Here is a 14,515-nt window from a genome sequence, read left to right on the forward strand (position 1 = left end):
TTGTCACTCCTCAGTTAGTCGTATAGGTCAGGTCGCGGTATTCGTCCAGCGTGTGAACGGTACCTGAAGAAGATGTGCCGGCTGCGCTGAGCGCCTCGGCAACGGTGTCGAGACACGTATAAAGGGGAATCCGATAGCGGAGGGCAAGCGCCCTCATTCGGAAGCCGAATGAATGGACGTTGCGGCCTGCCGTCGGTATGTTCAGAAAAGCGGCCGTTTTTCCGCTTGCGAAAAGGCGGCGGACCGCCTCGCACCCCTTCTCCAGTTTCAGGACCCCGACGCCCCGGTTCCGATAGTAATTGGCCGTATCCCCGGTCGCAATAATCCTGAATCCCTTCGCGGCGAGCCGCCTGACGACCGGCACGCTTTCTTCTCTCTGCCTTTCCGCCACCGACCAAAGTACGGCATCTCTCCGGCCGGGCCCGGCAAACAGGTTCGGTTTTCCGAGAAAAAATGCTTTTTCGAAGGCTTCATAAACTGTATTTCCCATTCCGAGCCGTTCCCCGGTTGACTTCATTTCCGGTCCGAGCACGGGATCGACCCCATTCAGTTTTGCAAAAGAGAATACGGGCGCTTTGACGGCGTAAAATCCGGGATCCCGGCAGTAGCCGAAAACAAGCCCCTGATCCGCCAGACGTTCGCCGAGCTGAATGCCGACAGCCTTTTCCACCATCGGGATGCCGGTCACCTTGCTGACAATCGGCACGGTCCGCGAGGCGCGCGGATTCACTTCCAGGACATAAACTGTGCTGCCGACGACCACGAACTGAATGTTAATCAGGCCTTTCACACCGATCCGCAGGCAAATTTTTTCCGTGTCCGCCGCGATTTCCTTCTTGACCGCGGCCGGCAGGGTGGGCGACGGGAACACGGCGACGCTGTCTCCGGAATGAACGCCCGCCCGTTCCACATGTTCAAAGATGCCAGGGATTGTGACGTGTCCGCCGTCACTGATTGCATCGACTTCGCACTCGGTTCCCGGCATGTAGCGGTCGACAAGAAGCGGGAAGGACTGCGGGCCCAGATGCCGGTCGGCACGGATGTAAGCCTGCAGCTCCTCGGAACGATAGAAAAGAAACATCGATTGGCCGCCGATGACAAACGACGGACGCACAAGGATCGGGTAGCCGAGCGTATCGCCGGCCGCCGGCAGATCCTCAAGCCGGTCGACGGTTAATCCCTTGATATGCGGTATGCCGAGTTCAGCGAGCAGCGCATAGAATGCTTCCCGATCTTCAAGTTCATCGATGCCGTCGGCAGGCGTGCCCAGGATTGGGATCCCCGCCTTTTCAAGAGATCGGGCAACATTGACGGCCGTCTGTCCGCCGAACTGGACAAGTGCCCCCTGGACATGTTCTTTTTCCGCTACGTTCAGAATGTCTTCCACAGCCAGAGGTTCAAAATAAAGCCGGTCGGCAACAGAATAATCCGTACTGACTGTTTCCGGATTATTATTGACAACAATCGCCTGATAGCCCTTCTTCCTGACGGCGAGCGTCGCCTGAACCGAACAATAATCAAACTCAATGCCCTGCCCGATCCGTATCGGCCCCGAGCCGACAATCAGGATCTTCTTTCTGCCGTCGACCGCCGCCTCGTCTTCGCCCGTCCAGGAGGAATAATAATAAGGCGTCTGTGCTTCAAATTCTCCGGCGCACGTATCCACAAGCTTATAGGACGGAACGAGGCCGATCGACTCTCTTTTTTCCCGTACGTCCTCCGCCTTGACCCCGCACAGCTCGGCAAGCCGCGCATCGCCGATGTTGATCTTCTTAGCCTGAATAAGGAGCTCATTGCTGAGATCCGGCCATGAAAGCCGACTGATTTTTGTTTCAAAATCGATCAGGCCTTTCACGGCGTTCAAAAACCATGGATCAATTTTCGTGAGATCGTTTATTTTTGCAACCGTCCGTCCGCGCCGGAACAGTTCGGCGATCGCAAACAGCCGCAGATCGGTCGCCTGACGCAGAGATTCTTCGAGGACGCTGTCCGGCTGATCATGCAGCCCGGGATTATCCAGCCCGCTGAATTCCAGTTCCAGTGAACGGATCCCTTTATTCAGCGCACCTTCGAATGTCCGGTCGATCGCCATTACTTCACCCGTCGCCTTCATCTGCGTTCCGAGGCTGCGGCTTGCCTCCGTAAACTTGTCGAACGGAAAACGGGGGATCTTTACGACGATGTAATCAATGGCCGGTTCAAACGAAGCATAGGTCGTTCCTGTAATCGGATTGAGAATTTCATCAAGATGAAAACCGGCCGCACATTTTGCAGCAACCCGGGCTATGGGATAGCCGGTCGCTTTCGACGCCAGCGCCGATGACCGGCTGACCCGCGGGTTGACTTCGATAATCGCATATTCGTCGGAATCGGGATTAAGGGCAAACTGGATATTGCAGCCGCCGACGATCTTCAGAGCACGGATGATTTTCAGCGAAGCGTTGCGCAGCATCTGGTACTGTACATCCGACAGCGTCTGCGAAGGGGCGACGACAATACTGTCGCCGGTATGCACGCCGACTGGATCGACATTTTCCATATTGCAGACGATGATGCAAGTATCATTCGCGTCGCGCATCACTTCATATTCAATTTCTTTCCAGCCCTTTATGCTCTTTTCGATCAGCACTTCATGTATCGGGCTTAGACTCAGCCCTCTGTGCAGCACCAGATCCAGATCCTGTTCACAGTAGGCAAATCCGCCTCCCGAACCGCCGAGCGTGTAGGCGGGACGGATAATCACCGGGTAACCGATCTCCTGTACGAACGCCAGCCCGTCTTCATAGGAGCGGATAATGCTCGATTCGGGAATCGGTTCATGAATGGCGAGCATCAGTTTTTTAAATAATTCCCGGTCTTCGCCGTGCTGAATCGATGCGACCGACGTACCCAGCAATTCAACACCGTATTTGGCAAGAATACCTTTTTCATGAAGAGAAACGGCAAGGTTCAGACCGGTCTGTCCGCCGAGTGTACCGATCAGGCCGTCGGGCCGCTCTCTCGCAATGATCTTTTCAATGACCGGCAGAGTCAGCGGTTCGATGTAGGTCCGATCGGCAATCTGATCATCCGTCATAATTGTTGCAGGATTGTTATTGATCAGGACAACCTCGATACCTTCCTCCTTCAAAGCCAGACAGGCCTGCGTGCCGGCATAGTCGAATTCAGCCGCCTGGCCGATGACGATCGGTCCCGAACCGATCACAAGCACTTTTTTAATATCAGTACGTAACGGCATGAGTCGCTTCACCCTTGCTTTGTTTAATCTTTTCAATGAACCGCTGAAATACGGGATGCGTATCCAGCGGGCCGGGATGTGCTTCCGGATGGAACTGAACAGTTTCAATCGGAAGCGTTTTATGTCGCAGTCCTTCAACCGAACCATCGTTGACATTCAGATAAGTAATGATAAAAGTGCGGCTGTCGATGCTGTCTTTCTTTACGACATAACTGTGATTCTGTGAGGTGATCCACACTTTTCCGGTCATGGTTTCACGGACCGGATGGTTGGCCCCGCGGTGCCCGAACAGCAGCTTTCCCGTTTTCGCGCCGTAAGCAAGGGCGATCAGCTGATGTCCGAGGCAGATGCCCAGCGTCGGATACGCGGACGTAATTTTCTTCAGCTCGCCAAACAGGGGCTGGAGCTGAAGCGGGTCTCCCGGGCCGTTGCTGAGCATCACACCATCCGGATGAAGGGCCGAAACGGTTTCGTACGACGTGTTATAAGGAACGACCGTAACTTTGCAGCCGGCGCCGGTCAGTGCGGTCCGCATTGATTTTTTATATCCGTAGTCGATCAGAACGACATGCGGTCCGGCCCCTTCGTAGACTTTTATCTGTTTCGTTGAGACACGTTCGACAACATTCCGGGGAAGGGGCTTTTTCCATTCATCATCGGCGGCTTCAGGCACGCTGCTGATGATCGCCTTCATCGTGCCGCTTTTTCGCACCTTTTTTACAACAGCCCGCGTATCGATCCCGGCGAGTCCCGGCACCCCGGACTGTTTCAGCCATTCATCAACGGTTTTTATCGACTGATAGTGGCTGGGGAAGGAGCAGAGGTTGCTGAAAACGGCACCTTGCATATGGATACGGCCGTGCTCGCTGTCGTACGGATTAACGCCGTAATTGCCGATCAGCGGGTAGCAGAACGTCATGATCTGCCCTGCATAGGAGGGATCGGTCATGATTTCCTGGTATCCGGTCATGCTTGTATTGAAAACAATTTCGCCTGAAACTGAAGTATGCTCGCCGACGCGCAGGCCTGTGAACAAGTCGCCGGACTCCAGAAGCAGATAGCCTTTTTCCATCGTCATCACGCCCCCTTTTTCTTAATTTCCCAGAACTTTATCCAGTGCCTCTGTAAAATAACCGATTTCAGCTTCGTTTGTAACGAGCGGCGGCAGAACGCGCAGTACATTTTTTCCGGCAGTCAGGACAAGAACGCGATGCTCTTCTCTCAGCTGATTGACCCATTCGATGGCCGGTGCAAAAGTTTCCACACCGATCAGCAGCCCTTTTCCGCGGACCTCTTTAATGGCACCGGGATACTTTTTCTTAAGCCCATTCAATTTTTCTGTCAGACTGGCTGCGTTTTTTCGGCATTGTTCCAGTACATTCTGCTTTTTAAAAGTTTCGAGCGTCGCCACACCCGCTGCCGTCGCAAACGGATTGCCGCCGAAAGTCGACCCATGTGTGCCCGGAGTGAACACTTGCGAGACGGCTTTCTTGGCAAGGACCGCTCCGATCGGGATGCCTGAGCCGAGCGCTTTCGCCACCGTGACGATGTCCGGCTCAATGCCGTACTGTTCATAGGCAAACAGCGTACCCGTCCGGCCGATGCCTGTCTGAACTTCATCAACGATGAGCAGAATGCCTTTTTCACCGCATACTTTGGCAAGTGCCTCAATCCATGGCTTGTCGGCAGGCAGGACACCGCCTTCGCCCTGAATCATTTCCAGCATGACGGCGATGCAATCCGAATCTTCGGCAATTGCCTGAACGGCTTCTTCACTATTGAAGGGCAGATAGCGGAATCCGGGAACAAGCGGGCCGAATCCGTCCTGAATTTTTTTCTGGGCCGTTGCTGTCAGCGTCGCTATTGTCCGGCCGTGAAAAGAATGTTCAAATGTAACAATATGTCCGTTTTCCTTATGCTTGATCAGATGCGCATAGCGGCGGGCCAGCTTGATCGCAGCTTCGTTGGCTTCCGCTCCGCTGTTGCAGAAAAAGACTTGATCGCAGCATGAGAGATCAGCCAGCATCGCAGCCAGCTTTTCCTGGGACGCAATATGAAAAAGATTTGAGCAGTGCCAAAGGGTATCCAGCTGCTTCTTCAGGACCGCTTCGACCGCATCGGGGACATGGCCGAGTGCCAGTACGGCGATTCCTGCCGTGTAATCGAGATATTTCTTCCCTGTATCATCCCAGACATAACTGCCTTTTCCTTTGACAATGGTTATCGGGAAACGCCCGTAAGCCGACATCACCGGGAAAACTTTTTCAGCTGATTTTGTATTAAGCATGGAGAGCCTCCTCTTCCAGAAAAATTTTTGTTCCGACCCGGGCGCCCTTCGTGTAATCAATGAGGCATTCCGGTTTCATTCCGTTGATAATTACAACCTCCGGGACATGCTGCTTCAGACCGGCTACCGCCGCCGTGACTTTCGGTATCATGCCGCCGCTGATCTTTTTCGCAGCGATCAATCGGGCAATCTGCCGATCGGAAACCTGCTCGAGCCGTTTCAGCTTCCCGTCCTGTTCGATCAGGATTCCCGGAACGTCGCTGACAAAGCAGAGCCTGCCGTTCAGCGCACCGGCAATAGCGGACGCTGCCTGATCGGCATTGATATTGTAGTGCTGCCCTTTCGAATCCATCGAAACCGGTGAAATGACGGGTATGAACCCCTGCCCGCACAGGCACGTAATCACCGACGGCTCAACCGAAACGATCCTGCCGACATAGCCCAGCTGCTCCAGGTCAATCGGTTCCGCCGTAAACAGGCGGGCGTCGATCCCGCTCAGGCCGACGGCCCTGCCGCCCGCGGCGCAAAGATTGGAAACCATTTTTTTGTTCATTGTCCCGCTCAGCACCATCTCGGCTACGTCCAGAACCTCCTGAGTCGTCACGCGCAGTCCCTGATGAAAAGCAGTAGCAATCGAGAGCCTTTTCAGCATTTGCGAAATGGCCGGGCCGCCTCCGTGAACGATCACCGGCGACCACATTCCGTCTTCTTTAATTTTCCGGATACTTTTAAAAAATGCCGGCGTCAGCTTATCAAAAACGCTTCCTCCGCATTTAATAATCAGATAACGGTCCATTGTGTGCCTCCATTAAAATAATGCCGAGCGGGTTTATGAACGGTAAGACGCATTGATTTTCACGTAGTTATAGGTCAGATCGCATCCCCAGGCAACGGCTTCGCCGTTGCCCTCGCCGAGATTCACCTTGATTACGATACTGTCTCCGTCAAGATAGTCTCTGGCCCTGTCTTCATCAAAGGGAACAGGCCGGCCGTCTGCAAACATGAGCGTATCGCCGAGCGCCAGCGATACTTTTCCCGGATCAAAAGACGCGCCGCTGTAGCCGATCGCGCAGATCATCCGGCCCCAGTTGGCATCGCTGCCGAAGACGGCCGTCTTGACGAGGCTCGATCCGACGATGGTTTTACTGATCGCTTCGGCCGTTTTCTCATCCTTGGCGCCGCTCACCTGCACTTCAATCAGTTTGGTTGCGCCTTCTCCGTCAGCGGCAATATATTTTGCCAGGCCCCGGCAGACCGTCTGCAGACCCGAGAGAAAAAGCGGCCAATCCGGATGCTTTGCCGTCAGCTTTTTATTTTCGGCCATGCCGTTTGCCATAACCAGTACCATGTCGTTCGTACTGGTGTCCCCGTCTACCGTAATCCGGTTGAACGTCCGATCCGCCACCGTCTTCAGTGCCGCCTTCAGATCAACCGGATCAACCGCCGCGTCCGTTGTAACAAAAGCAAGCATCGTCGCCATATTCGGACGAATCATGCCTGATCCTTTGCATGCGCCGCCGATGGTGACCGTCTTACCGTCGATCGCGCACTGTACGGCCAGGTGTTTCGTCTTCGTATCCGTCGTTAATATGGCCTGTTCAAACGGCGCCGCCGATCTCTCCAGAAAAATATTTTCAATGCCCCGCCGTATTTTATCCATCGGCAGCTGCAGTCCGATCACGCCCGTTGAGGCGACGGCAACGGCATGTTCCGGAATCTTCAGACGATCCGCCGCCCATTTTCTGGTGGTATAGGCATTTTCCAATCCCTCTTTGCCGGTGCATGAATTCGCACTGACCGTGTTAACGACAATCGCCTGCAGGGTCTGTTTTTCCGCAATGCTCGCCTTAGTCACAACCAGCGGTGCCGCCTGAAAAAGGTTCGTCGTATAAACGCCCGCCGCAGCAGCAGGCTTCTCCGAAAAAATCCAGCCCATATCCGGCCTGCTCTTTCTCATGCCTATGTTTTGTCCGCCGCTGATAAACCCTTTCGGCGATCCGACGCTGCCGCCCTCTATTTCTTTCAGTTCTGTACACTGCTCAATCATATTTTCCACTTTTCTCTTCCTCTCACGGATAGATCGGGGCGAGGGCAAGCCCGGTCTTTTCGTCCCATCCCTTAATAATATTTAAGTTCTGGACAGCCTGCCCCGCGGCGCCCTTGACCACGTTGTCGATCACGGAAACAATGATCAGGCGCCTTGAGCGGCCGTCTACATTCAGTCCGATATCGCAATAATTGGAACCCGCCACTTCTTTGGTCGACGGCCAGTGGCCGAGCGGCCGGATTCTGACAAAAGGCGATCTGGCATAAAACCGCTCATACATTTCAAGAAATTCTTTTGTCGAATAGCCTTTGGCCAGTGTGGCATAGACGGTACACATCAGTCCCCGCGTCATCGGAATGAGATGCGTCGTGAACGTGAGGCTTTCTTTTTCCCCGCTCATTGCCGCAATAGCCTGCTCAATTTCCGGCGTGTGCTTGTGCGTTCCGAGCTTGTAGGCTTTCACACTTTCGTTGACCTCACTGTAAAGGTTGCCCGGTACCGCACTTTTCCCCGATCCCGATACGCCCGATTTTCCGTCAATAATAATCGAACTCAGATCGATCGCTCCGTCTTTGACGGCGGGAGCCAGCCCAAGCAGAGCCGCAGTCGGATAACAGCCGGGATTGGCAATCAGCCTGGCCCCCTCTATCTGCTTCCGGTTAATTTCCGAAAGACCGTAGACTGCCGTGGCAAGGAGTGCGGGATCTGCCGGTGCCTGACGATACCACTTCTCATAAGCTGCCGGATCTTTCAGTCGAAAATCACCGGATAAGTCAATACAGATCAGGCCTTGTTCCAGGCATTTCGGAAGCAGGTCCTTGCTGACGCCCGCCGGCGTGGCAAAAAAGACAACATCCGTACGCCTTGCGAGCTCATCTGCATCAAAATCCTCCAGCCTCCTGTCCAGGAGATCCGTTAAATGAGGATAGAGCTGCTGAATCTCGGAACCTTGCGTCGAATGGGAGACAAGCATCTCCGCTTCGACCAGAGGATGGTTGATGAGCAGCCGGATCAATTCGATTCCGCTATAACCGTTTGCACCGACAATGCCTGCTTTCACTTTCACCTGAATAGCCTCCAGTTTAAGAACATTCGCTTTTTTCACTCTTCATTTAATAAGCTGACGCTTCAGAGAGATGAAGACTGCTGTAAAAAATTTTTTAACAGCCTTCCCCGGCTTTTTTCATCTCAAGACATTTAAAAACGCCCGCCTCTTTTACTGTTAAAAGAGACGAGCGTTGTTCACATTACCCGCGGTACCACTCTGATTATTCCCGAAGAAGATGCTCCCGGTGCGCTTCGACTTTCGAGCACAACACAGCACGCTTCGCAAGAAATCTGCTTTGGTTCTCTGTAACGGGAGCTACCCGGCCGGCCCTACTCCTGATTTCAGGCCGTCACCTAAAAAGTGCGGTTCACAGTGATCGGCTGCACCGGCTCCCATCCTCCCGGTTTGCTTGAGCAGCTTCAAACTATTACTCTCTTTCTCATCGGTTTTCTATTTTCGTGAAGAATTTTTCCATTCATTCTGGCTTGTGTGTTATTCATTATACATTGCCCATGAGATAAGTCAACCCTTTTGAACAATTATTTTTTTCTCCTCGTGCGACACAAATGCTGATACCTCACTCAATCTATTATTATTTCAAAAACAGCCTGTCATTTCTCATCAAACTTTAATGCTCTCATAAACTTAGGCCATATCGGATTATGCTATAATATGGGCTAATGTACTGTTACTAAAAAACATTAGCTCAAGGTTGGTGAATTTTTTGACTCAGATTATTATCGGCATCATTATGGGCGCAATAGAAGGGCTGACCGAATTTGCACCCGTATCTTCAACCGGCCACCTGATTCTTGCCGGATCTTTAATGCATTTTACAAGCAACACCGCCAAAACATTCGAAGTCATTATTCAGCTTGGGTCCATCATGGCTGTGGTTGTCCTTTATTGGAAAAGACTGTGGAGCTTATTTGGATTTTACAGAAACGAACGGGCGGCAGGACCCAGTCATCTTAACCTGCTGCATATAATTATCGCAGCGATTCCCGCTGGCATTATCGGCTTCCTGACGCGTGATTTTATTAAAAACGTCCTGTTCTCGCCCTTCTATGTGGTTATCGGCCTTGTCGCCGGCGGTATCCTGATGATTTTTGCAGAGCGCCTGGCTCACCGTAATGAAAGCCGTTCTCTCGATCAGATGTCTTATTTTCAGGCATTTACAATCGGCCTTTTTCAATGTCTTTCTCTTTGGCCCGGTTTTTCCCGTTCCGGGTCGACCATTGCCGGTGGCATTATTGCCGGAGCCGATCGTAAAACATCTGCCGAATTCTCATTCATCCTCGCTGTTCCGATGATGTTCGGCGCAAGCGGCTATGATTTTTACAAAAGCCTTCCTTTCCTTAGGATAAGCGATATGCCGCTCTTTGTCGTTGGATTCATCACCGCTTTTGTCGTGGCAATGTTTGCCATCGTTTTCTTCATGAAATTATTGAGGCGCTATACACTCGTCCCGTTTGCGGTCTACCGTTTCATCATTGCGGCAGTCTTTGCTGTCTACCTGATCGCCGCCTGAGACGAACAGATATCGTTTTTCTAAATGGAATCATCGATCCCGTAAGGAAAGTCCCGACTCAGCCGGGATATTCCGTACGGGATTTTTCTTTGCCCTATAGTATAAATTTCAGCGGGTTAAATAGGGCCGGATAAAAGTGCCGCAAGCCGTTCGCCCGCCATTCGGCCGACTAGTGCCGCCGCAGCCAGGCCCCCGGCTTTGCCTGAAGGCTCACCCATCGGCAGGTTTTCTTTACCTGGAAGCGGCTTGTTCAAACGACCCGGATGAATGATCTCCCCCGCGGATGAATCGATCCTCCATTCGTTCTTTATCCGATAAAATTCACAGCGCTGCGAACAGCAGTTTTTGGTTAAGTATTTTTAATGATTCTTTATCTTCCCGCATTCCATAAAAAAATTGCGATACAATGATATAAGGTTTTCTAAAGTTCAATCCGAAGGAGGTTGAAATAAATGGGTAAGACAATATGCATCTATGCAGGCTCCAATCTCGGAATCAATCCGCGATACAAAGAAGCAGCCCGCTGCCTCGGTGATGCCATCGTACACAGGGGGTACCGGATCGTCTATGGGGGCTCGTCAATCGGCCTGATGGGCGAGATCGCCGACCGGGTGCTGGCGCTCGGCGGAGAAGCCATCGGCATTATGCCCCGGGGGCTGATACTTGGCGAAATGGCTCATGAGCATCTTACTGAATTGATTGAAGTGGACGGGATGCATGCCCGAAAAGAAAAAATGAATGAACTTGCGGATGCGTTCATTGCACTTCCCGGCGGTATCGGTACCTTTGATGAACTTTTTGAAATACTTTGCTGGGCACAGATCGGGCTCCATCAAAAACCGATCGGACTCATGAATGTTTCCGGCTATTTCGATCCGCTGCTCGCACTGATCCGCCACAGTATTGATCAGGGCTTTGCCAACGAATCGCACCTTAACCTGCTGACGGTTTCGGACGATCCGGATACATTGCTTGACAAAATGGAAGCCTATGTTCCTCCGTTTCTCGGAAACAAATGGAAGCAATTAAGCAAGTAGGCTTATATCTAAATGAGTGTTCTTTCAGCTTCGTCACAGCCGGACCGCCATGCAGATTCATGATCGGCTTTTCATTATTGCGCTGTCTTCTCCTCTTTTTCAGACGGATAATAATTTCTTTTCGGCTACTTGTATATTGACGCTGCCCGGCGTTACCTTGAGCGGACGATCGCATCAATTCGTCTGACCGTAAAATCCGAAATACAAAAAAGCGCGGGAAGAAGGAACCTTTCCGGCGCTTATTTTTTAAGCCTCCGAACTGTCCGGATAAGCTTAAAAGTGCTCATATTTTTAATTAATTATATTGAGGAATATCAAATACAAGGCTGTATTGGGCAATCTGCCTGTACATACTGTCGATCATCGATGTCTGACTGACGGCCCAGGCGACATCCGTCGCATATTGATGCGCTGCGCTGCCCGCAACCAGGGCCGACGGATTCCAGCGCATTTTGTACAGCGTATCTTGCTGGTAGACCGAATTATAAATATAATATTTGGCGATCCAGGCCGCTCCGCCTTCGATTGCTTTCGCCGGCGTTGTCCATCCCTCGCTGTAAGCCATCGCTGCCCCGGCGTTTTCGGGATCCTGATCATAGGCACCGATCCCGAACATATTATAAACTTTGACTCCTTTATATACGATTCCGTTCGCCAGGTTGGACGTTCCGTTTCCTGTTTCAAGCATGGCGTGTGCAGCAAGATAGACCTCATTTACACCGTTTTTCTTTGCAGCATCGATAAATGTTGATCCATAACCGGACAAAATGCCCTTGCCGGATAAAATAAGATTCATATCCGAAAGGCTGATATTGGCCAATGAAGATAACTGCAGGAACTGAAAATAGCTCGGGGTTCCCTGTGCAAAATTCTTCGGATTAAGATAATAGGCAAGCTGAGACGACTGATTGACTTGCTGCTCTTCCTCCAGAGCCTGCGAGAATGAAATAGGATAATTCGTCGTTTTATAGGCATTATTTCCGGATTGTGTCGTTGTTGACGTTTCTTTTTTAATATAATCGCCGTAAACATAACCGTCATTTCCGCCATAGCTGACTTTAACCCATCCATTCGGTGCATCCGCCAGCCATTCAACTGTTGTTCCGGCCGGAATCACTTGATAAATTCCGTACGTCGTATCCGGCCCCTTGCGGAAATTGACGTCTGTCGTAATCAGGCCTTCTGTACTGCTGGATGTCGTCTGGGAAGTCCCGCCGGGAGCGGAGGGATCGGTCGAAGCCGATGAGCCGTCCTGTTTCTGTACGTAATCCCCGGACACATAGGCTGTCCCGTCTTTATAGATAATCTGCAGCCAGCTCCCGCTCGTCCCGACTACTTCCACTTCAGTCCCTTTGGACAGCGTGGCCAGTATCGTACTCCCGGTCGACGCCCCCGTCCTCACATTCAGATCGTCCGTCGTCGTCCCCGTGTACAGCACTTTCGGCGTCGACGAAGAGCCCGAGCTCCCGGCCTTCTGCACGTAGTCTGCGGATACGTACGCTGTCCCGCCTTTATACACAATCTGCAGCCAGCTCCCGCTCGTCCCGACCACTTCTACCTCAGTCCCCTTGGACAGTGTGGCCAGTATCGTACTCCCGGTCGACGCCCCCGTCCTCACATTCAGATCGTCCGTCGTCGTCCCCGTGTACAGCACTTTCGGCGTCGACGAAGAGCCCGAGCTCCCGGCCTTCTGCACATAGTCTGCGGATACGTACGCTGTCCCGCCTTTATAAACGATCTGCAGCCAGCTCCCGCTCGTCCCGACCACTTCTACCTTGGTCCCCTTGGACAGCGTAGCCAGCCTCGTACTGCCGGTCGATGCTCCTGTTCTCACATTCAGGTCATCCGTCGTCGTCCCCGTGTACAGCACTTTCGCTGTCGAGGAGGAACTTGAACTCCCGGCCTTCTGTACGTAGTCCCCGGACACGTACGCCGTCCCGCCTTTATAAACGATCTGCAGCCAGCTCCCGCTCGTCCCGACCACTTCTACCTCAGTCCCCTTGGACAGTGTGGCCAGCCTCGTACTGCTCGTCGATGCTCCTGTTCTCACATTCAGGTCGTCCGTCGTCGTCCCCGTGTACAGCACTTTCGCTGTCGACGAAGAGCCCGAGCTCCCGGCCTTTTGTACGTAATCCCCGGACACGTACGCCGTCCCGCCTTTATACACAATCTGCAGCCAGTTCCCGCTCGTCCCGACCACTTCTACCTTGGTCCCCTTGGACAGCGTGGCCAGCCTCGTACTGCTCGTCGATGCTCCTGTTCTCACATTCAGGTCATCCGTCGTCGTCCCCGTGTACAGCACTTTCGCTGTCGACGACGCCGAGGAAGTGCCGGCGTTTTTAACGTAGGCCGCAGATACGTAGGCTGATCCATTATTATATTTAATCTGCAGCCAGCCGTCCGCCGTTTTTCCGGTAACGGTCACCGTAGTGCCGCTCCGCAGAGTCGTCAGAATGGTCCCTGTCAGACTGGGCAGGAACCGGACGTTCAGGCTATCAGTGGTTGTGCCCTGATAAGCCGTAACGCTCTGTACTGCCTGTGACGGTGCCGCAGGCTGAGACACTTGTACAACATAAGCACTGTCAACGTACGCAACGCCGTTCTTGTATTGGATTTTCAGCCAATTGCCGTCCTCGCTTTTCCCCGCGATTCCGATGACATTAAATGTCTGTCCCTTATAGAACAGGCCGATCTTCGGCTGATCGGTCCCCGGCAGGCTGCGGACATTCAGATCATCCGTTGCCTGTCCTTCGTATGGCTGAAAAGATTCCTGAGCGGAAACCTGCGACGGTACTATACCGGCTGCTGCCGTCACCGCGGCCGCCGCTGCAAATGTGCCGATTACTGTCAAACCGCGATTTGGATTCAATGTGATCCACACCCCCACTGCAGCAAAAAATTAAAAATAGAATTTGTCATAATATGGAACTTGTTTTATAGGAAAAACTTAATAGATGAAATCCATTTCTATAGGACGAGGAGCATGCATAGTGCCGCTTTTCATCATCATTTATCAGGCCGGGCGGAATGATGCATGAAGATAGGCTGAAAAAGCAAAAAACGGAAATCCCCAAAAAGCAAAATAAAAACTCCCTCCATTTACGTTTCCGCTCAAACATGAGAAAAATACGGCAGTCCAGCCATCATAGCGAATCACGCCTTAGATCTGTGACTTTGCGCCACTGCTTTTCAGCAGCTTTGCCATTTAGAAAAGAGATTTGCAAACTAGCTGTATATTATTCAATATAAACCAGATTTTTGATGCCTGCAACATTACAGCCGTTTATGCCCGCAACTTTCGAACCTTTATACAGCTTTTATACGTAA

At 52.2% G+C, this 14,515-nt stretch carries 9 protein-coding genes and 1 riboswitch; of the genes, 2 read left to right on the forward strand and 7 right to left on the reverse strand.

From position 1 onward, the window contains the following. Positions 1 to 10: 10 nt before the first annotated feature. The 6 genes from carB to argC are packed head-to-tail and all read right to left on the reverse strand — an operon-like array spanning position 11 to position 8,632. Positions 11 to 3,238: a carbamoyl-phosphate synthase (glutamine-hydrolyzing) large subunit gene (gene carB, locus OYT88_RS16090; RefSeq protein WP_274401361.1), complete on the reverse strand. Its 3,228-nt coding sequence runs from the start codon at positions 3,236 to 3,238 to the stop codon at positions 11 to 13. Beyond that, the gene (locus OYT88_RS16095) at positions 3,222 to 4,310 is read right to left on the reverse strand and encodes a carbamoyl phosphate synthase small subunit (protein ID WP_274401362.1); all 1,089 of its coding nucleotides are present in this window, start codon (positions 4,308 to 4,310) and stop codon (positions 3,222 to 3,224) included. Before OYT88_RS16095 ends, carB begins: the two co-directional genes overlap by 17 nt. 21 nt (positions 4,311 to 4,331) lie before the next feature. Then, positions 4,332 to 5,525, reverse strand: coding sequence for an aspartate aminotransferase family protein (locus tag OYT88_RS16100; protein ID WP_274401363.1), 1,194 nt, complete (start codon positions 5,523 to 5,525; stop codon positions 4,332 to 4,334). Further along, positions 5,518 to 6,321, reverse strand: coding sequence for an acetylglutamate kinase (gene argB / locus OYT88_RS16105; RefSeq protein WP_274401364.1), 804 nt, complete (start codon positions 6,319 to 6,321; stop codon positions 5,518 to 5,520). The genes OYT88_RS16100 and argB overlap by 8 nt, the downstream gene beginning before the upstream one ends. Positions 6,322 to 6,354: 33 nt before the next feature. Beyond that, positions 6,355 to 7,572, reverse strand: coding sequence for a bifunctional ornithine acetyltransferase/N-acetylglutamate synthase (gene argJ / locus OYT88_RS16110; RefSeq protein ID WP_274401442.1), 1,218 nt, complete (start codon positions 7,570 to 7,572; stop codon positions 6,355 to 6,357). A 22-nt stretch (positions 7,573 to 7,594) separates the two neighbouring features. After that, entirely contained in the window at positions 7,595 to 8,632 is a 1,038-nt protein-coding gene (gene argC / locus OYT88_RS16115; protein ID WP_274401443.1) for an N-acetyl-gamma-glutamyl-phosphate reductase, read from the reverse strand. Between the two features lie 712 nt (positions 8,633 to 9,344). On the opposite strand from argC, the gene bacA reads away from it, so the two are divergent. After that, positions 9,345 to 10,151, forward strand: a complete 807-nt coding sequence (gene bacA, locus OYT88_RS16120; RefSeq protein ID WP_274401365.1) for an undecaprenyl-diphosphate phosphatase — start codon at positions 9,345 to 9,347, stop codon at positions 10,149 to 10,151. A 452-nt stretch (positions 10,152 to 10,603) separates the two neighbouring features. Further along, on the forward strand, positions 10,604 to 11,188 hold the full coding sequence (locus tag OYT88_RS16125) for an LOG family protein (protein ID WP_274401366.1): 585 nt from the start codon (positions 10,604 to 10,606) through the stop codon (positions 11,186 to 11,188). Between the two features lie 295 nt (positions 11,189 to 11,483). Here the strand turns inward: OYT88_RS16125 and OYT88_RS16130 are convergent, their stop codons facing one another. Then, positions 11,484 to 14,057: an SH3 domain-containing protein gene (locus OYT88_RS16130; RefSeq protein WP_274401367.1), complete on the reverse strand. Its 2,574-nt coding sequence runs from the start codon at positions 14,055 to 14,057 to the stop codon at positions 11,484 to 11,486. 258 nt (positions 14,058 to 14,315) lie between these two features. Further along, positions 14,316 to 14,401: riboswitch (cyclic di-GMP riboswitch) on the reverse strand. Positions 14,402 to 14,515 lie beyond the last annotated feature (114 nt).

Origin of the sequence: Sporolactobacillus sp. CQH2019, from assembly GCF_028765345.1 — a bacterium.
Taxonomy (GTDB): Bacteria; Bacillota; Bacilli; order Bacillales; family Sporolactobacillaceae; genus Sporolactobacillus.